19 protein-coding genes are annotated in these 18,351 nt (G+C 67.1%); 12 read left to right on the top strand and 7 right to left on the bottom strand.

Annotated elements, in window-relative coordinates; all coding sequences use genetic code 11:
- Positions 1 to 45 precede the first annotated feature (45 nt).
- Together argS and AASM09_RS01540 are read left to right on the top strand one after the other, a co-directional pair.
- Entirely contained in the window at positions 46 to 1,734 is a 1,689-nt protein-coding gene (gene argS, locus AASM09_RS01545) for an arginine--tRNA ligase (protein ID WP_049429654.1), read from the top strand.
- Between the two features lie 21 nt (positions 1,735 to 1,755).
- Entirely contained in the window at positions 1,756 to 2,676 is a 921-nt protein-coding gene (locus tag AASM09_RS01540) for an SPOR domain-containing protein (RefSeq protein ID WP_343368720.1), read from the top strand.
- 157 nt (positions 2,677 to 2,833) lie between these two features.
- Here AASM09_RS01540 and AASM09_RS01535 read toward each other — a convergent pair whose 3' ends face one another.
- Positions 2,834 to 3,586 carry an SDR family NAD(P)-dependent oxidoreductase gene (locus AASM09_RS01535; protein WP_049429652.1) on the bottom strand — a complete coding sequence of 251 codons (753 nt, stop codon included), beginning with the start codon at positions 3,584 to 3,586 and terminating at the stop codon, positions 2,834 to 2,836.
- A gap of 143 nt (positions 3,587 to 3,729) precedes the next feature.
- Between AASM09_RS01535 and AASM09_RS01530 the strand changes: the two genes are divergently transcribed.
- Complete coding sequence (locus AASM09_RS01530; protein WP_014035693.1) at positions 3,730 to 4,197, top strand: DUF1456 family protein; 468 nt, start codon at positions 3,730 to 3,732, stop codon at positions 4,195 to 4,197.
- On the opposite strand, the gene AASM09_RS01525 is transcribed toward AASM09_RS01530, so the two are convergent.
- Positions 4,166 to 5,053, bottom strand: coding sequence for a LysR family transcriptional regulator (locus AASM09_RS01525; RefSeq protein WP_049429651.1), 888 nt, complete (start codon positions 5,051 to 5,053; stop codon positions 4,166 to 4,168). The genes AASM09_RS01530 and AASM09_RS01525 overlap by 32 nt on opposite strands.
- 144 nt (positions 5,054 to 5,197) lie before the next feature.
- On the opposite strand from AASM09_RS01525, the gene AASM09_RS01520 reads away from it, so the two are divergent.
- Positions 5,198 to 6,346 (top strand): MFS transporter, encoded by a 1,149-nt coding sequence (locus AASM09_RS01520; RefSeq protein WP_219632174.1) that lies wholly within the window; start codon positions 5,198 to 5,200, stop codon positions 6,344 to 6,346.
- Here AASM09_RS01520 and AASM09_RS01515 read toward each other — a convergent pair.
- Positions 6,343 to 7,041, bottom strand: a complete 699-nt coding sequence (locus AASM09_RS01515; RefSeq protein WP_049429649.1) for a TorF family putative porin — start codon at positions 7,039 to 7,041, stop codon at positions 6,343 to 6,345. The two genes, AASM09_RS01520 and AASM09_RS01515, sit on opposite strands and share 4 nt — an antisense overlap.
- A gap of 178 nt (positions 7,042 to 7,219) precedes the next feature.
- On the opposite strand from AASM09_RS01515, the gene AASM09_RS01510 reads away from it, so the two are divergent.
- Positions 7,220 to 7,609, top strand: a complete 390-nt coding sequence (locus AASM09_RS01510) for a DUF6165 family protein (protein ID WP_049429648.1) — start codon at positions 7,220 to 7,222, stop codon at positions 7,607 to 7,609.
- Positions 7,610 to 7,616: 7 nt separating this feature from the next.
- Here AASM09_RS01510 and AASM09_RS01505 read toward each other — a convergent pair whose 3' ends face one another.
- Positions 7,617 to 8,288: a response regulator transcription factor gene (locus AASM09_RS01505; protein ID WP_049429647.1), complete on the bottom strand. Its 672-nt coding sequence runs from the start codon at positions 8,286 to 8,288 to the stop codon at positions 7,617 to 7,619.
- A 190-nt stretch (positions 8,289 to 8,478) separates the two neighbouring features.
- Positions 8,479 to 9,051, bottom strand: coding sequence for an Ax21 family protein (locus AASM09_RS01500; protein WP_032130335.1), 573 nt, complete (start codon positions 9,049 to 9,051; stop codon positions 8,479 to 8,481).
- Positions 9,052 to 9,261: 210 nt separating this feature from the next.
- On the opposite strand from AASM09_RS01500, the gene AASM09_RS01495 reads away from it, so the two are divergent.
- Together AASM09_RS01495 and AASM09_RS01490 are read left to right on the top strand one after the other, a co-directional pair.
- Positions 9,262 to 11,664 (top strand): S9 family peptidase, encoded by a 2,403-nt coding sequence (locus AASM09_RS01495; protein WP_049429646.1) that lies wholly within the window; start codon positions 9,262 to 9,264, stop codon positions 11,662 to 11,664.
- A gap of 91 nt (positions 11,665 to 11,755) precedes the next feature.
- Positions 11,756 to 12,115, top strand: coding sequence for a DUF1428 domain-containing protein (locus AASM09_RS01490; protein ID WP_049429645.1), 360 nt, complete (start codon positions 11,756 to 11,758; stop codon positions 12,113 to 12,115).
- 15 nt (positions 12,116 to 12,130) lie between these two features.
- On the opposite strand, the gene AASM09_RS01485 is transcribed toward AASM09_RS01490, so the two are convergent.
- On the bottom strand, positions 12,131 to 12,823 hold the full coding sequence (locus tag AASM09_RS01485) for a hypothetical protein (RefSeq protein ID WP_049429644.1): 693 nt from the start codon (positions 12,821 to 12,823) through the stop codon (positions 12,131 to 12,133).
- A gap of 106 nt (positions 12,824 to 12,929) precedes the next feature.
- Positions 12,930 to 13,811, bottom strand: coding sequence for a hypothetical protein (locus tag AASM09_RS01480; RefSeq protein ID WP_049429643.1), 882 nt, complete (start codon positions 13,809 to 13,811; stop codon positions 12,930 to 12,932).
- A 491-nt stretch (positions 13,812 to 14,302) separates the two neighbouring features.
- Between AASM09_RS01480 and AASM09_RS01475 the strand changes: the two genes are divergently transcribed.
- The 5 genes from AASM09_RS01475 to AASM09_RS01455 all read left to right on the top strand — a co-directional run bounded on the left by AASM09_RS01475 (position 14,303) and on the right by AASM09_RS01455 (position 18,310).
- Positions 14,303 to 15,736: a Do family serine endopeptidase gene (locus AASM09_RS01475; protein ID WP_049429642.1), complete on the top strand. Its 1,434-nt coding sequence runs from the start codon at positions 14,303 to 14,305 to the stop codon at positions 15,734 to 15,736.
- Positions 15,737 to 15,836: 100 nt separating this feature from the next.
- A complete protein-coding gene (locus AASM09_RS01470; RefSeq protein ID WP_004153835.1) occupies positions 15,837 to 16,202 on the top strand; it encodes a hypothetical protein in 366 nt (121 codons plus the stop codon).
- Between the two features lie 8 nt (positions 16,203 to 16,210).
- Positions 16,211 to 16,681, top strand: coding sequence for a phage holin family protein (locus AASM09_RS01465; RefSeq protein WP_049429641.1), 471 nt, complete (start codon positions 16,211 to 16,213; stop codon positions 16,679 to 16,681).
- The gene (locus tag AASM09_RS01460; RefSeq protein ID WP_049429640.1) at positions 16,678 to 17,133 is read left to right on the top strand and encodes a hypothetical protein; all 456 of its coding nucleotides are present in this window, start codon (positions 16,678 to 16,680) and stop codon (positions 17,131 to 17,133) included. The genes AASM09_RS01465 and AASM09_RS01460 overlap by 4 nt, the downstream gene beginning before the upstream one ends.
- Positions 17,134 to 17,200: 67 nt before the next feature.
- Positions 17,201 to 18,310 carry an AI-2E family transporter gene (locus AASM09_RS01455; protein ID WP_049429639.1) on the top strand — a complete coding sequence of 370 codons (1,110 nt, stop codon included), beginning with the start codon at positions 17,201 to 17,203 and terminating at the stop codon, positions 18,308 to 18,310.
- Positions 18,311 to 18,351 lie beyond the last annotated feature (41 nt).

Here is an 18,351-nt window from a genome sequence, read left to right as displayed (position 1 = left end):
GCGCTAAAATGGGCGATTCCGCCGCTCATTCTCACAGCAGGCCTCGTGAAAAATCTCCTCCGCGCCCTGATCAGCCAAGGCATCGAAGCCTTGCGCGCCAATGGCACCCTGCCCGCCGACTCCCTGCCGCCGGACTTCGTGGTCGAGCGCCCGAAGACCCGCGACCACGGCGACTTCGCCACCAACGCCGCGATGCTGCTGGCCAAGGCCGCGCGCAGCAATCCGCGCGCACTGGCACAGGCGCTGGTCGAGGCGCTGCCGCGCAGCGAGGACGTCAGCAAGGTCGAGATTGCCGGCCCCGGCTTCATCAACTTCCACTTGGCTCCGGCTGCGTACCAGCGTGAAGCCGCTTCGGTCATCAAGGAAGCCCACGACTACGGCCGCAACCTGTCCGGCAATGGCCGCACGGTGGGCGTGGAGTACGTGTCGGCCAACCCGACCGGTCCGCTGCATGTCGGCCATGGCCGCGCGGCGGCGATCGGCGACTGCGTGGCGCGCGTGCTCGATGCCAACGGCTGGAACGCCAAGCGCGAGTTCTACTACAACGACGCCGGCGTTCAGATCGAGAACCTGGCGCTGTCCACCCAGGCACGGATCAAGGGCATCGCGCCTGACCAGGACGGCTGGCCGGAAGGCGGCTACCGCGGTGAATACATCGCCGACGTCGCCCGCGCCTACATGGCCGGCGCCAGCGTCGACTTGGAAGGCAGCACCGTGGTTGGCGCCAAGGACCCGGACGACATGCAGGCGATCCGCCGCTTCGCCGTGGCCTACCTGCGCAACGAGCAGAACCTGGACCTGGCCGCGTTCGGCGTCGACTTCGACATCTACTTCCTGGAAAGCTCGCTGTACGCCGACGGCAAGGTTGCTGAAGCGGTCGCCAAGCTGCAGGCCTCGGGCCATACCTACGAGGAAGGTGGCGCGCTGTGGCTGCGCAGCACCGACTTCGGTGACGACAAGGACCGCGTGATGCGCAAGTCCGACGGCACCTTCACCTACTTCGTGCCGGACGTGGCCTACCACCTGTCCAAGTGGCAACGCGGCTACGAGCGCGCGATCACCGAGCTGGGCGCCGACCACCACGGCTCGCTGGCGCGCGTGCGCGCCGGCCTGCAGGCGATGGAAGTGGGCATCCCGCAGGGCTGGCCGGAATACGTGCTGCACCAGATGGTCACCGTCATGCGCGGCGGCGAGGAAGTGAAACTGTCCAAGCGTGCCGGCAGCTACTTCACCCTGCGCGACCTGATCGAGGAAGCCGGCCGCGATGCGACCCGCTGGTTCCTGATCGCGCGCAAGCCCGATTCGCAGCTGACCTTCGACATCGACCTGGCACGCCAGCAGAGCAACGACAACCCGGTGTTCTACGTGCAGTACGCGCATGCCCGCGTCTGCAGCCTGTTGCGCCAAGCTCAGGAGAAGGGCCTGGTGTACGAACAGGGCAACGGCCTGGCCAACCTCGGCCGCCTGGCCGACGACGCCTCTCTGCTGCTGATGAACGAGATCTCGCGGTATCCGGAAGTGGTGGAAGCGGCCGGCGTGGCACTGGAACCGCATCTGGTGGCGCAGTACCTGCGTGAATTGGCGCACGCGTTCCACACGTGGTATCACGGGACGCCGGTGCTGGTGGATGACGCCGCCGACCGCAACGCCAAGCTGACCTTGGCCTGTGCGGCGCGCCAGGTACTGGCCAATGGCCTCGACCTCCTGGGCGTCAGCGCCCCGGAAAAAATGTAAGCATCAGGAGACGCAGTACTCATGGCAGCACGACGCGGCAAAAGCCAGGCACGACGCAACAGCGGCAGCCAGGGCACACCCGGATGGGTGTGGCTGGTGGCCGGTGTAGCGATCGCGGCCGTGGTGTTCCTGGCGGCGCCGAACCTGTTCAAGGGCGAGGGCGATGGCTTCCTGCGCGCCGGTCCGCAACCGAACCCGAACGCGCAGCCGGCGCCGGTCGCAGATGCCGACAGCGATGTCGGCACCCAGCCGGCCGCGCAGCCGGCGACGCCGAAGCCGGCCGAACCGGAAAAGCCGGCCGCCACCCAGTACGACTTCTACACCCTGCTGCCGGGCAAGGAAGTCGAAATGTCCGACGCCGAACTGGCTGCCAGCGCACGTGCCGAAGAGCAGCGCCGGGCCAAGGCCGAAGCGTCGCGCGCGCAGGCTGCCCTGGAAGGCAAGCCGGTTCCGCCGGCGACCACCACCGCACCGGCACCGGCACCGGCACCGGCGGCCACCGCCAGCGTGTCCAGCACCGCGCAGGTGACCGCCACCAGCCGTCCGCTGCCGGCACCGCTGAGTGAACGCCCGGCGGCGGCAACGCCGTCGGCCGGCACCGCCCCGGCCTCGACCAGCACCGCGGCCGCCACGCCGGCAGCACGCACGGAAACTGCACCGGCAACGGCGGGTACCGCGGCCGCTGCCGCCGCACCGGCGGCTGCCGACAACGCCCGCTACATCCTGCAGGCAGGCGCCTTCGGTGCCTCCGGCGATGCCGAAGCCACCAAGGCCAAGCTGGCGATGATGGGTCTTGCGGCACGCGTGGAGTCGGCACAGATCAACGGCAAGACCGTGTACCGCGTGCGCATGGGGCCGTATGGCAGCGCCGGCGAACTGTCTGAAGCCAAGCAGAAGCTGGATGGCACCGGCCTGCAGGCGATGGCGATCAAGGCGCAGTAACCTGCCGGATCGAAATGGAAAAAGCCGGGCATTGCCCGGCTTTTCTGTTTCTGTAGAGCCGAGCCGTGCTCGGCTGAATCCCGACGGAGCCGAGCATGGGCTCGGCTCTACAGGACACACCCCACCCGCGATGGCACGAGACGTCGTACGGCGCAGGTCAGCCTTCGCGGGCCACCTGGAAGCCGGCGAACGACTGGCTGACCGGCATCAGTTCCAAGCGATTGATGTTCAGGTGCGGCGGCAGCGTGGCCACCCAGAAGATCTGCTCGGCGATGTCCTCGGCGGTCATCGGGTTGGCGCCGGTATAGAGCTTGTCCGACGCCGCCTGGTCGCCGTGGGTGCGGACCACGGTGAACTCGGTTTCGGCCATGCCCGGTTCGATCGTGGTCACGCGCACGCCGGTACCGTGCAGGTCCGAACGCAGGCCCAGCGAGAACTGGCTGACGAAGGCCTTGGTACCGCCGTAGGCGTTGCCGCCCGGGTACGGGTAGACACCCGCCACCGACGAAATGTTGATGATCGCGCCCTTGCGCTCCACCAGCTGAGGCAGCAGGCGGTGGGTCAGGGTCACCAGCGCGGTGATGTTGGTGTCGATCATCGTGGTCCAGTCCGACAGCTTCGCGCTCTGCGCCGGCGCTGTGCCCTGTGCCAGGCCCGCATTGTTGACCAGCAGGTCGATCTCACCGAACGCCGGCGGCAGCGCCAGCAGCGCCGCTTCCATCGCCACCGCATCGCGGATGTCGAAGACGGCGGCGTGCACCACGTCCTTGCCGTAGCGGTCGACCAGCGGCTGCAGGCGCTCGCCGCGGCGGCCGGTGGCGATCACCTTCCAGCCCGCCTGGGCGAAGCGGTGGACGGCGGCGGCGCCGAAGCCGGACGTGGCGCCGGTAATCAGGACAGTGCGGGTCATCAGGCAACTCCAGGGGAAACCAGACCCCCATTCTGGCATCGTCGGTTGGCCGCTGTGTTGCCGGATCGGCCAGATCCGGGGTCAGATCCCTCTGCTCCGCACAGGGATCTGACCCCAGCTGCAGGGGGCCGGTACAATGGGCCATGATCAACAACGATGTCCTGCGCAGCGTGCGCTACTCCCTGGACCTGGGCGACCAGCACGTGGTGACCCTGTGCCAGATGGCCGACCCGGCCTTCGCCGTGGATACCGAACAGGTGAAAGCCTGGCTGCGCCGCGAGGACGAAGCCGGTTTCGAGGCGATGAACGACAGCGCGCTGGCCCACTTCCTCGACGGCCTGATCGTGCACCTGCGCGGTCGCGACGAGAGCCAGCCGCAGCGTGCGGTGGAAACCCGCATCGACAACAACCTGGTGCTGAAGAAGCTGCGCGTGGCATTCCAGTTGCGCGACGTCGATCTGATGGAGATCTTTGCCAGCGCAGGTTTCAATGTCTCCAAGTCGGAAGTGGGCGCGCTGTTCCGTCAACCCGGGCACGCCAACTACCGGCGTTGCCTGGACCAGATGCTGCGCAACTTCCTCAAGGGTCTGAGCCTGCGCCTGCGCGGCTGAGCACGGCGTCGACGAACGCCCGCGCCGCTGGTGTCGGCAGGCGCTGCCAGACCAGGTGCACGCGCCGGGTCGGGGTCGGCTGCAGCGGAATCTGCACCACACCCTGGAACCCATCGGCGATCAATGCCGGCACGATGCCGACCGCCAACCCATGGCGGACGAAGCGCTCGACCAGTTCCATCAGGTTGACCTCGAAACGGACCGTGTGCGGCAGTCCGGCTGCGGCAAAAGCATCATCGGTCTGCTGGCGTGCGCCGGTGCCGCGCGGGAAGTCGACCAGTGCTTCATCCTGCAGTGCGGCCAATGGCAGCCGCTTGCGCCCGGCCAGCCGGTGCGATGGCGCCATTACCGCTACCAGATCCTCCTCCTGCAGCACCTGGTGGCAGACACCGTCCAGCGCTGCCGAAGGCGCCAGGCCTACCAGTGCCACATCCAGCGCGCGCGACTGTACCTGCGCGATCAGGTCCTCGCTCTTGTCCACGTGCAGCTGGAACTCCACCTGCGGGTGCACGCGCTGGAAGGCCGCCAGCATCGCCACAACGTCGATGCCGGTCAGCGAGGAAATCTGCCCGATGGCCAGCAACCCACCCACTTCGCCACTGACGGCGGCCACGTCGGCGCGCAGGTGGCGCAGGCTGGCCAGCACCTGGCGTGCGTGCACCAGCAACGCCTCGCCGGCGGCGGTGGCCCGCACCTGGCGCGGCAGGCGCTCGAACAGCGTGGCACCCAGTTCCTGTTCCAGGTGGGCGATCTGGTGGCTGAGCGCGGACTGCACCACGTGGCAGCGCTCGGCGGCACGGGTGAAATTGCTCTCTTCGGCCAGCGCCACGGCGAATTCGAGCTGCTTGAGGTTCATACAACTATCTTGTTTCCAGATGGTACGGATGATGATGATTCATTTCCATCATGCTCGCAGCAGGCGGACACTGTGCCCCCCCGCTTCCTGGAACATCGCGTGAGCCCGTCCCTTCCCCCTCTGCACCGTTGGCAGGTGCTGCTGATGTCGGTCGCTACCGGCGTGGCGGTGGCCAGCAACTACTATGCGCAGCCACTGCTGCACACCATCGCCGATGCCTTCGGCGTGCCGTTCGGCCAGGTCGGCATGGTGGTGACCGCCGCGCAGCTGAGCTACGCCGCCGGGCTGATCCTGCTGGTGCCACTGGGCGACCTGTTGGAGCGCCGCCGCCTGATCGTGGTAATGAGCCTGCTGTCGGCCGGCGGCCTGGTGATCAGCGCCTGCGCGCCGTCGCTCGCCTGGCTGCTGGTGGGTACCGCGATCACCGGCCTGTTCTCGGTAGTGGCACAGGTGCTGGTGCCGTTCGCGGCCACGTTGGCTGCCCCCGAGCATCGCGGCCGCGTGGTCGGCACGCTGATGAGCGGCCTGCTGCTGGGCATCCTGCTGGCCCGCACCGTCGCTGGCCTGCTGTCCAGCCTGGGTGACTGGCGCCTGGTGTACGCGATCGCGGCCGGCACCCTGGTGGTGACCGCACTGGCGCTGCAGCGCGGCCTGCCGCGATTCCACCACAGCGCCGGCCTCGGCTACTTCGCACTGCTGCGCTCGATCGGCGTGCTGTTCGTGCAGGAACCGGTGCTGCGCCAGCGCACCCTGCTGGGCGCCTGCAGCTTCGCCATGTTCGCGATCTTCTGGACACCGCTCGCCTTCCTGCTGGCACAGCCGTCCTACGCCTACAGCGACGCCACCATCGGCCTGTTCGGCCTGGTGGGTGCGGCCGGCACGCTGGCCGCCGGCCTGGCCGGGCGCATGTCCGACCGTGGCCAGACCGGTCGCGCCACCGCCATCGCACTGCTGCTGTTGCTGCTGTCGTGGCTGCCGCTGGGGCTGTCCGCGCACTCGCTGCTGGCATTGCTGGTGGGCGTGGTGGTGCTGGACCTGGCTGCGCAGCTGCTGCACGTCAGCAACCAGAACCTGATCTATGCGCTGCAGCCTGCGGCACGCAATCGCCTCAATGCCGGTTACATGACCGGCTACTTCATCGGCGGTTCGCTGGGTTCGCTGCTGTCGGCGCAGGTCTACCAGCGCTTCGGCTGGACCGGCGTCTGCGTGGCCGGTGCTGCCGTGGCCGTGCTGGCGCTGCTGCTGTGGCTGCCCGGCGCGCTGCGTGCACGCCAGGCCTCGATGGCCGACTAGAAGCTGCCCTGCAGCGCCAGCTCCCATCGCCCACCGGCGTTGCCGGGGAACAGGCGCTTGGCTGCGTTGTCCGTGTCGTGAACGGTGGCACGCAGCTCCCACGCCGGCGTCAACGTGGCAATGGCACTGAGCTGGCCATGCAGGTAATCCGGTCCCTGTGCGGTGGCCAGCCAGTACTGGCCCACCGCCGCTTCCAGACGGACGCGCTCGTGCAGCGGCACACGCACACCGAGCTGGGCATAGGTACCACGATGGCCACCGGCCAGCGCATCGTTGGAGTGCGCGACCTGCAGCCAGGCGCGCTGCTTCCAGGTCAGCGTGGTGTTGAGTTCGGTCCAGTCCAGCGCGCGGCCGGTGCCTGGATACACGTAGCGCGTCAGGTTGGCATCCAGCGTCCAGTCCGTGGCCAGCGCGCCCGACCAGCCAGCAACCAGATCGAATTCGCTGCGCGCGCCGTTGTCCGGTTTGAACGAAACATTGGAACCCCACACGCTGGCGTACCAGCCCGATCCCACCGTGACCTTGGCGCCCGCCTGTACGGCCGGCTGGCCATCGCTCTGCGAGCTGCCACGCCACACGTAATCGCTGGTCAACGCCATGTTGCCGCTCACCTGCACCTGTGCCTGCGCGCTGCCGATGCCAAGCAGCCCTGCCAGCGCGGCCACCGCCGCCGCCATTGTCCCCTTGCTGTTCACTGCACTGTTTTCCTCGTCGAAGGCGGTCTGGCCGCCGGGACGGCAGTGTCGGAGGAGGGGCCGTAACGGATCGAGGGTGCTGCCGGGTCCGCAGCGCAAATTCGGCGTAAATCCAGCAGACCGGGGCCGGGCACCACCGGCGCGGTATCATGGCGCCCTGTTCAAAGGGACCAACTGCGTGGATGCCATCCTGACTCCGGTATCGATCGGCGAGCTGATCGACAAGATCACCATTCTCGAGATCAAGGCCGAGCGCATCGATGATGCCGCCAAGCTGGCCAACGTACGCACCGAGCTGGACGGCCTGCTTCCCTTGTTGCAGCAGCAGCTGCAGGCACAGCCGGCGCTGGCCGTGCTGAAGCAGCAGCTGAAGGCGATCAACGAGCGCATGTGGGACATCCAGGACCAGCTGCGCGACAAGGAAGCGGCCCAGGTGTTCGACGATGCCTTCATCCAGCTGGCACGCGGTGTCTATGGCACCAATGGCGAGCGCGTGCAGGTGAAGAACGAGATCAACCGGGTGGCAGGTTCGGCGCTGGTGGAGGAGAAGCAGTACCAGGGCGAGTAGTTGCCCCTCAATCCGCTTCGATCAGATGGCGGAAGCGGAACAGCTCGCTATCGTTGCGGATGCCCAGCTTGCGATAGGCCGCGCGCTTCTGCGTGCTGATGGTGCTGGGCGAACGACCGCAGCGGCGTGCCATCTCGCCGGTACTGCCCCCACGCAACACCCATTGCAGGACCATTCGTTCGCGCATGCTCAATCGCAGTGGACGCATGGACTGCTGGCGCTGCCGGCGTGACTGGTTCAATTGCGCTCGCAGTTCCGGCGGCACGAAGCGTCCACCACGGCCCACCACGCTCAACGCCCGCAGCAGCATCTGTGGGGCGCAGGTCTTGGACAGGAACCCGCGCGCCCCCGCCTGCAGTGCCCTGGCCACGACACCAGCGTTACAGTGCGCCGACAGCACCAGAATCGGCATTGCCGGCCAGTGCAGCGATACGTGGCGCAGCAGTTCAAGGCCTTCTCCGCTGTCGCCGATCGGCAATGCATCAACCAGCAGCAGATCGATCGAAGCCTCCTGTTGCCTCAGGCGTTGCAGCAGGTCACCGCTGCAGCCAAAGCTTCCTTCCACGCGCAGGCCCGCCTGCTTCGCCAGAAGTTCCTGTACGCCATGCCGCAGCAGTGGGTGCGGATCCAGCAGCAACAACCGGCGGGGAGGATCGCGGGGCGACTGGAACGTGGGCATCTTTGCATTCCTGCAGAACAGGCCACCCACCCTAGGGTGGAGTTGGCGCGTGCGGAATCCAATTCGTTGCAATGCCGTGGCCCCGGCGTGACTCGGTCAGATGGCGTTTGCCCGGCCGGATACGCAACAGGCCCGGCATGAGCCGGGCCTGTCGAGGCATCTTCAGCGCGCAGGCGCGCCGAGGAAGCAATTACCAGCTGAAACGCGGGCCGACGGTGTATTCCTTGTCGCCATCGCGGTTCATCTTCAGCTCGCCGTTCAGGCCCCAGTTCTGGTTCAGCTTGACCTGACCACCCAGGCGGCCGTACCACTGGCCTTCCGGATTGATGCCGTGCTTCTTCGAGAAATCTTCGTAGCCGACCATGCCGTAGACTTCGGCGTGGGCACCGAAGGCGGTGCGGATACCAGCTTCAGCGCTGTAGCCGTTGAAGTCCAGGCCGTGCTTCTGGTCGCGCTTCTGGTAAGCAACGCGGGCAACGAAGTCGGTGGTCGGAGCGATTTCAACGTTGTAGCCGGCGCCGATCTTCCACTGGTCCAGCTTGATGTTGGTGTGGTCGATTTCCTGGCGGCTGTACTCACCGAACGCGTGGAAGTTCGGCAGGAAGCCGTACGAACCCTTCACGCCCCAGCCGTCGGCCTTGAACGCGTCGATGTCGGTCTTGGCGTAGTCGGCTTCGGCGTAGTTGTAGGACAGGTTCTCTGCAGCCGAGGCGGTGAACGGCAGGGCAGCGGCCAGGGCCAGAGCAATCAGCGAATTCTTCATGGGGGTACACCTTTACTTTCTTATGGTGTGCAGCAGCGCCAGGGCGCCATCGCATCGGGAATGTAAATTCTCCGTTATTCGCCACAACGCTCCCTGAAAGCAGCCGTCTTCGCATTGCTGAATTTTTGGGCTTGATTCAGGCTTCGTCTGGCATACGCGCGCGGCGCGCGTGCATTTGTGATTCGTCGCCGACTGCATCAGGAGGTTGCCTTGCACGTTTCCGATCCACTGCTGATGTCTGTTCGCGCCGCCCTCCTGGCCTGCGCTTCCCTGTTTCCGATCCATGCTGCGCACGCGCTGCAGGCGGCTGACTACCAGCGCGCCGAACGCGTGCATGACAGTCATCTGCGCGGTGCGCTGCGCAATGCTTCGGTCCTGCCCCACTGGCTGGCGGATGGGCGCTTCTGGTACGAACGCGAAGACACACAGGGCCGGCGCCAGGCGATACTGGTCGATCCAATCCAGGCTACGCGCCAGATCCTGTTCGAACCCGATGCGCTGGGCGCCGCAGTTGCACCGCTGGGTGCCAGCGGGCCACGCCTGCGCTTGAACAACGTGCAGGTACTGGATGATGGCCTGCGCCTGCAGTTCAACGGCGAAGCGGAGATCAACTGCCAATGGCCACGCCTGCAGTGCACGGCCGCACAACAGGCGTTGCCGCCGGCTGATGCACTGCCGTCGCCCGGCGGTGATGCCTGGCTGCAGGTACGCGACCACAACCTGTGGCTGCAGCGCTCTGGAGCGGCGCCGCAGGTACTGACCCACGGCGGTGAAACCGGGCATGGCTATGGCGTACTGCCGGACTTCACCCTGCGCGGCATTCCACGCCGTCAGGGCCGGATGCCGGCACGACCGTTCGCGGTGAGCTGGTCACCCGATGGCCGTTACGCAGCCGGCATCCGCTACGACGAACGCGCGCTGCAGGACTATCCCTATCTGGAAAGCAGCCCGACCCACAGCGCGCGGCCGCGCGTGCATGCCGTGAAGCTGGGGGTACTGGGCGATGCACAGCAGGTCCGCGACAGCCTGTATGTGATCGATATCCTCAGCGGCAGGCAGCATGACATCGCGCTGCCCGAGGGCTGGAACACGCTCAGCGAGGCCGGCATCCTGGGTTGGGACGGTGATCGGTTGTATGCCGTGATCGCGCACTTCGGCACGCCGCGCAGGCTGCGCCTGGTGGAGATCGATGCCAACAGCGGTGCATTGCGCACGGTTCTGGAAGAAGCCAGCGACACTCGCCTGCAGCTCAACGTGTATTCCTACAACCGGCCAGCGGTGGCCATCCTGCCCGGGCAGGACACCGCCGTGTGGTTCTCGCAGCGCGATGGCTGGGGCCATCTGTACCGGGTGCGCCTGTCCGACGGCAAAGTGCTGCGCCAGCTCACCCGCGGCAAATGGGTGGTGCGTGACCTGCTGGGTGTGGACGCTGCGGGTGGCTGGGCGTACTTCAGCGCCGGTGGCGTCGACGGTGGCGACCCCTACGTGCGAGGCCTGTACCGGGTATCGCTGCAGGGCGGTCCGATCCAGCGCCTGGCCGCCGATGGCAACGACCACATGGCCGATGCCGGTACCGGCGCGCTGTTCGGGGCACGCGCGCCGCAGGCGCTGTCGCCGGGCGGCGGCTATCTGGTGGATACCGTTTCCCGTCTCGACCAGCCACCACGCACCGTGCTGCGGGCCAGCGATGACGGCCGTGAAGTGATGGTGCTGGAAACAGCCGATGACAGCGCGATCGTTGCTGCCGGTTGGCGCCCACCACGGCGCGAGCGGCTGCTGGCCGCCGATGGGCGCACGCCGATCTTCGCCACCGTCTACCTGCCCCGTGACTATCGCGATGACGGCAGCTTCCCGGTGATCGACGCGATGTACGGTGGTTCCTTCATCAGCAATGCACCGGTGACCTACGCCGAGGCGGTGTCTGCCTTGAACCCGGTGGCACGCGCCAGCCTGGCCGAACTCGGCTTCATGGTGGTCAGCATCGATGCGCGTGGCACCGGTGGCCGCGACAAGGCATTCCATGACAGCAGCTTCCTGCGCGCCGCCGATGTGCAGCTGGATGACCATGTGGCTGCGCTGCGCCAGCTGGGCGAACGCTACCCGGGCATCGACCTGCAGCGGGTCGGCATCTATGGGCATTCGTTCGGCGGCTACAGCGCAGCGCGCGCCCTGCTGCGCTATCCGGCGTTCTACAAGGTAGGCGTGGCCTCGGCCGGCAGCCACAATTTCCAGGGCATCTACGGCGGCGCCCTGCACGGCATGGACCGGCTGTTCGGTGGCGTGCTGCCAGCTACGGCCATGGCGGATGGCGTGCCGGCGCCCTTTGCCGGGCTCGACAATGCGGCACTGGCCGGCAACCTGCGCGGGCATCTGCTGCTGGTCTATGGCGAACTGGACGAGAACGCGCCACCGGCGCTGACCCTGCAGCTGGCCGCCGCCCTGAACAAGGCCCAGCGCAGCTACGACCTGCTGTACCTGGCCCGGCAGGACCACGAACTGTTCCGCAACGACGCCACCTACACGCACCGCATGTGGGACTACTTCGTGCGCCACCTGGCCGGCCAGCAGCCACCGGATACGGTGCTGGCGCCGCTGCCCGGCGGTCCGGGCTGAACAGGCGCACACAGGATGTCGATCCACGACGCCCTGGTTCGTCGGGTACTTGAAGGCCGTGCATGCGGCACGGTCCATCCGGAGGCAGGCAATGAGCTACATCGATGGTTTCGTCCTGGCGGTGCCCACCGCCAACAAGGAGAAGTTCCTCGCCCACGCACGCACAGGGGATCCCGTCTTCATCGAATACGGCGCGCTGCGCGTGGTCGAGTGCTGGGGAGACGACGTGCCGCACGGCAAGACCACCGACTTCTTCGGCGCAGTGAAAGCCACGCCAGACGAGACGGTGGTGTTTTCGTGGATCGAATGGCCGGACAAGCCGACCCGCGACGCCGGCATGAAGAAGATGATGGAAGACCCGCGGTTTGATCCTGCGAGGAATCCGATGCCGTTCGACGGCGCGCGGATGATCTACGGCGGCTTCGTGCCGATCTACGAACTGACCCGCTGAACCGGGCGGACGTGCTCAGCGCGCGTCCGTTTCTTCGCTGGCGGAGGCATGGCCGGCGCCCAGGGCGGCGCCGGCGCCGAGGCCCACGCCGCCCATGCCGGCTCCCACTCCGCCACCGCCACTTCCACCACCACCCGCACGACCGCCCTTGGCATCGCCGTCGTTGCGGCCCTTGCCGCCACCACTGGCACCGGGCCGGGTCGGCCCCTGCGGTGGAATCTGCAGGTCGGCCGGAATCGGCGCCAGATCCAGCGCCTCGCGCACGAAGTCGCGCAGCGAGACCACCAGTTCGTGGGTGTGCACCGGCCGCCCCTGTGCCAGTTCGTTGGCAGCGCGCGCGGCCAACCGCACCTGTTCGTCGGTGCCCAGCAACAGGATGTCCGACAACGCGGCCTCGACGGCATCACGGATGCGGCGCGCGCGATCCGAGCGGGGCTCGGCGATGCCCTCGGCATCTTCGCGCTGGCGCAGGTCACGGCGATGGCTGGGATCCACACCCAGTTCGCCGGTGAACGAACCGCCCAGGGTCTTGTAGGCCGCCATCAGCGTGCGCAGCCGTTCGTTGATCTGCCGGTTCTCGCGCTCGCGGCGCTGCTGCAGGGTCTGCATCACCAGCAGGCGGATGCCCACGCCCAGCAGGGTGATCAGGACCAGGCCGGCCAACGTGGACAGCACGCCCTGCCAGGAACTGAAGTCGATACCACGCATGCCCGGGGCTCCGGCGGAAGAACCTGCATCTTGCCCCAGACCGCGTCCCAGAAACGCGAAAGGCCCCACCACCCGGGGGGTGGCAGGGCCTTCGGTCACGGCGCGATTACTTGCGCTTGGCGACCTTGCGCACGGCCTTCTTGGCCGGAGCCTTCTTGGCGGCGACCTTCTTCAGCGGCGCAGCCTTCTTGGCGACAGTCTTGCGGGTGGCGGCAACCTTCTTGCCAACTGCCTTCTTGGCAACGGCGGCCTTCTTGCCGACAACCTTCTTGGCAGCAGCGGTCTTCCTGGTGGCAACCTTCTTGGTGGCAGCAACCTTCTTGCCAACAACCTTCTTGGCAGCGGCGGTCTTCTTGGTGGCGACCTTCTTGGTGGCGGCAACCTTCTTGCCGACAACCTTCTTCGCAGCCACGGCCTTCTTGCCGGCGACCTTCTTGGCGGCGACGGTCTTCTTGGCCACAGCCTTCTTGGCGGTGGCGACCTTCTTGCCGACCACCTTCTTGGCGGCCGCGGTCTTCTTGGCAACGGTCTTCTTGGCGACGGCAGCCTTCTTGGTGGCGGCCTTTTTCACGGTGGCGACCTTCTTGCCGGCAGCCTTGGTGGTCTTCTTGGCAGCAGCAGCCTTCTTGGTCACGGTCTTGCCGGCAGCCGCCTTCTTCTTGGCCACTTCCTTCTTCAGGGCAGCGGCTTCGGCCTTGGCGTTCTTCTTGGCCGCTTCCAGCTTCTGCTTGGCCTTGGCAACGGTCTTGCCGACCGACTTGGCAGCCTTCTCGGCCTTCTTGGCAACGGTCTTCTCGACCTTGGCCACGGCCTTCTTGGCCTTGGCAACGCGGGTACCGGCAGCCTTGGTGGCGCGCTTGACGGTCTTCTTGACCGACTTCACTGCGTCTTCGGCAGCGTGGGCGATGGTCTCGCCAACGTTGGTGGCGGTTTCTTTGACGTTCTCGACGGCGTCGGTCACGACCGACACACCATTACCGTTGCTCATGTTGCCCTCCTGGGGGCCTTAAGTATCAAAACGGGGCGATGCTATACCGACATTGACGATCGTGGAACGGGTGATGCGCCAGCAATCGCATCTGCTGCGACGACAATGGTGTAGTCGACCCCCCCTCGCGTTGCGGCAGGTTTTCAGGAAACCCCTTTTTTTAAGGACTGTGCGCCGCCGCCCACCGGGTTGATCGTCGCCGCTGCGCGCACCTGCGCACGTGCAACGGCAGGCATGCGTTGTGGCGCAGTGCGGCACCTCCCTGCGCGGAACTGCGCAAGTATCCGACTGCGTCCGCGCGGCGAAGGGTGGCTCTCGGAGGTGTCCTGATCATCTCGATGGGTGTCGCCGCGGGTCAGGTGCCCGGCTCTCGACGCACCGTTCGCATACCTGTTTTTCATGGCGCATTTATCCAGATCGCGACACACTCATTCAGCTTGTTTTACCGTAGAGACGAACCGCCCCCCCTTCCCGCCAGCGAACCGACTCCCATGCGACCGCTACCTACCCTGCTCACGCTCGCAATCGCCGCCGCCTTCGGTGGCTTCGTTGCCACCGGCATCAACGCCCACCTGGACAACCGTGCCGATGCCGCACCGCTTCCGGCGGTGGTACCGACCATGGCGGCTCTGCCGGCTGCAGTGGCCGGGCAGCAGGTGCCGTCACTGGCACCCATGCTGGAGAAGGCGATGCCGGCGGTGGTCAGCGTCAACACCAAGCAGGTGGTTCGCGTGCGCAACCCCTTCTTCAACGACCCGTTCTTCCGGCGCCTGTTCCCGGACATCCCGCAGGAACGCATCAACGAATCGCTGGGCTCGGGCGTCATCATCGACGCCAAGGAGGGCCTGGTGCTGACCAACCACCATGTCATCGACAACGCCGATGACGTTCAGGTGACGTTGGCCGATGGGCGTACGGTCAAGGCGGAGTTCCTCGGCTCCGACCGCGACACCGACATCGCGCTGATCCGCATCCCGGCGCAGAACCTGACCGACATCAAGCTCGGCAACAGCGACCAGCTGCGGGTGGGCGACTTCGTGGTGGCCATCGGCAATCCGTTCGGCTTCAGCCAGACGGTCACCTCCGGCATCGTCTCGGCGGTGGGCCGCAGCGGCATCCGCGGGCTGGGCTACCAGAACTTCATCCAGACCGACGCGTCGATCAACCCGGGCAACTCGGGTGGCGCGCTGGTCGACCTGCAGGGCCAGCTGGTCGGCATCAACACGGCCAGCTTCAACCCGCAGGGCAGCATGGCCGGCAACATCGGCCTGGGCCTGGCGATTCCCTCGAACCTGGCGCGCAGCGTGGTCGACCAGCTGGTCAAGCACGGCGTGGTGGTACGCGGCACGCTGGGCGTGGAAAGCCAGAACCTGACCGCACAGATCGCGCAGGGCCTGGGCCTGGGCGAAACCCGCGGTGCGCTGATCACCCGCGTGCTGGCCGGTTCGGCCGCCGCCGCGGCCGGCCTGAAGCCGGGCGACGTGGTGGTGTCGGCCAATGGCCAGCGCGTGGACAGCGCCGAAGCCCTGCACAACGTGGAAGGCCTGGCGGCGGTCGGCAGCCCGTTGACGCTGGACGTACGCCGCGAAGGCAAGCCGCTGCAGATCAAGGCGACACTGAAGGAACAGGCACGCGCGGTCACCGGCGACAGCCTGGACCCGCGCCTGGGTGGGGCCACCTTTGTCGACCTGCCCGAGTCGCTGCGCCAGTCAGGCGCCAGCGGCGTGCTGGTCAGCGAGGTCAAGCGGGGCAGCCGCGCCGCCAGCAACGGCCTGCAGCAGGGCGACATCATCACCGATGCCACCGTGGGTGAATTCGCCGACCTGGCCAGCTGGCGTGCCAACTTCCAGCAGCGCCCGCCGACGCTGGTGCTGCGCGTGCTGCGCAACAATGGCCAGCAGCAGGGCCAGCTCGTGATGCGCTGATCGCCCTGCCGTAACACCCCCTATACCCCGGCAATGCTATTGCTGTCAGTCCAGGTCGGCACCGCCGACCCCGTTCCCCCATCGCAACAGGAGTGATTCGATGAGCCCCACCAATACCGAGAACCTGAAGGAACACCTGGGTGAAGCCGGTTCCCACCTGAAGCAGGCCGCTACGGCCGCCGGCGGTGCGATCAAGGGTGCAACCGGTGCAGCGACCGACGAGCTTCGCATCGGCAAGGCCAACGTCAAGGCTGAATTGTCCGACAGCGCACTGTCCGGCCTGGCCGCCGCCGAGTTCGGCGGTGCCGCCGCCAAGGAACAGGTCGATGCGCTGATGGACAAGGGCAAGGACCTGATCGACAGCGCCGCCGAACTGATCCGCGAACGTCCGCTGGCCTCGTTCGGCGTCGCCTTCGCAGCCGGCTGGATCATCGCCAAGCTGGCCCGCGGCAGCAGCGACAAGTAAGCCGCAGCGTGAGCGAAAACAACACGCAAGCGCCTGATCCGGCGGCCACCCCGCCGCTGGATGAGAGCATCCGCCAGGTCGGCGCGGCCGGTCGTGCCGCTGCCGATTCGGCCAAGCACACCGTGCGCTCGCTGCGCCGGTTGGCTTCGGCCGACTTCGCGCTGGCCCGCAGTGCGTTCGGTCGTGCGCTGGCCTGGGCCGGCGTGGCGATCGTATTTGGTGCCTCGGCGTGGCTGCTGATGGCCGCCACCCTCATCGCACTGCTGGAGAGCTGGGGCCTGAGTTGGCTGCAGGCCCTGCTGATTACCTCGCTGCTGAGCCTGGCCATCACCGGCTATGCGATCTGGCGGGTGTCGTACTTCTTCCACCACACCGGCATGCATGCCACCCGGCGCCAGCTGTCACGCCTGGGCCTGTTCGACGAGCCCAGCGAAGACGACCCCGATGCCGGCGTGCAGCTGCCCGAGGGCAAGCCATGAAGTTCGGTGCGCTGCAGCGGCGGGTGAAACGCTGCGAACAGGTGGTGACCGTGCGCCTGGGCGAGACCCAGGACCACTGGTCCACGCTCAGCCAGGTCTGGCGACAGGGGTGGTCGCCGCTGCGCATCGTGGTGGTCGGCCTGGCCGGTGGCTTCATCGCCGGCAAGCTGGAAGTGCCGGGCAAGGTCAATGGTGCCCGCTGGCTGCAGATGGTCGGTTCGGTCTCGAACCTGTTTGCCAGCGCACAGGCGGCATTTGCCACGGCGATGGCGGCGCAGGCCGCGGCCACTGCCGACGACGCGGCCGAGGAAGCCGACGAGGCCAGCGAACAGGCACAGGCGGCAACGTCGGCGACCGCCGAGCGACCTGCGCCGGCAGCGCGGCCCGTGCCCGAACCGGAACTGCGCGAACCGCGGCCGGCCGAAGCGGCCACCGAGCTGTCCGAACGTTGATGCGTGTAATCCGCCGCGCCGATCGCGGCCGGCGGATAATGCGCTCCCCTTTCCGGTTGATGCGTCGATGAGCGAGTCCCCCCTGTCCCCGTCACCGGCCGGTCCCGAGCAGCCCGACGCACCGCTGCCCGCGCCGTCGCGTCCGCGCGGGCCGATGTCGCTGGTGGTGCTGGCGACCCTGGCGGTGGGCTACACGCTGTGGGCCGCGCAGGACATCATCCTGCCGGTGCTGCTGGCGGTGTTCTTCGCGCTGGTCGGCAATCCGATCCTGCGCCTGCTGCAGAAACTGTGGATTCCGCGTGCGCTGGGCGCACTGCTGATCCTCGGCGCCGGCCTGGGCGTGACCGGTTCGCTGGCGGTGCAGCTGATCGGTCCGGCCATGGACTGGGCACAGGAAGCGCCGCAGCAGCTGCGCAAGGTGGCGCGCCAGGTGCAGGACCTGACCAAGCCGGTGCAGCAGGCCAACCAGGCGGCGGAGAACTTCGCCCGCGTGGCCGGCGGTGACAGCAACCACAAGGTGCAGGTGATCCGCACCCAGATGGACGACCCCTACCGCATGCTGACCCGCGCGCCACGTCTGGCCGCCTCGGTGCTGGCGGTGGTGCTGCTCACGCTGTTCTTCATGATCTATGGGCAGAGCCTGCAGCGCGCGGCCATCGCCCTGTTCCCGAACCGCCAGCAGCAGCGATTCACCAGTGACATCCTGCGTTCGATCGAGCGCGAGGTCTCGCGCTATGTGCTGACCATCAGCGTTATCAATACGCTGGTCGGGTTGGTGTTCGCTGGCGTGCTGATGCTGTTCGGCATCGGCCTGCAGGAGGCGTTGCTGTGGGGCACGGTGGCCGCACTGCTGAATTTCGCCCCCTACGTGGGCCCGCTGATCGGCGTGGCGCTGATGCTGCTGATGGGCTTCGTCGAGTTCCGCGACCCGCTGCAGGCACTGCTGCCGGCCGCCGCCTACCTGGCCCTGCACACCCTGGAAGGGCAGATGGTGACCCCGATCGTGCTGGGCCGTCGCATGAAGCTGTCGCCGCTGGTGCTGATCCTGGCACTGATGGTGTTCGGCTGGGCCTGGGGCATGATCGGGCTGCTGCTGGCGGTGCCGCTGCTGGTCTGCATCAAGCTGGTGCTGGCGCGGCTGGACGGCATGCAGGGCTGGGCAAGGCTGCTGGAATGAGCCGGCCTGAAGACAGGTAACGCAGGCCACAGGAACAGGAG

Source organism: Stenotrophomonas maltophilia (assembly GCF_039555535.1).
In the GTDB taxonomy this organism is placed as follows: Bacteria; Pseudomonadota; Gammaproteobacteria; order Xanthomonadales; family Xanthomonadaceae; genus Stenotrophomonas; species Stenotrophomonas maltophilia_Q.
Note: the sequence above shows the minus strand (reverse complement) of the source record. Positions and strands in the feature narration are given on the sequence as shown.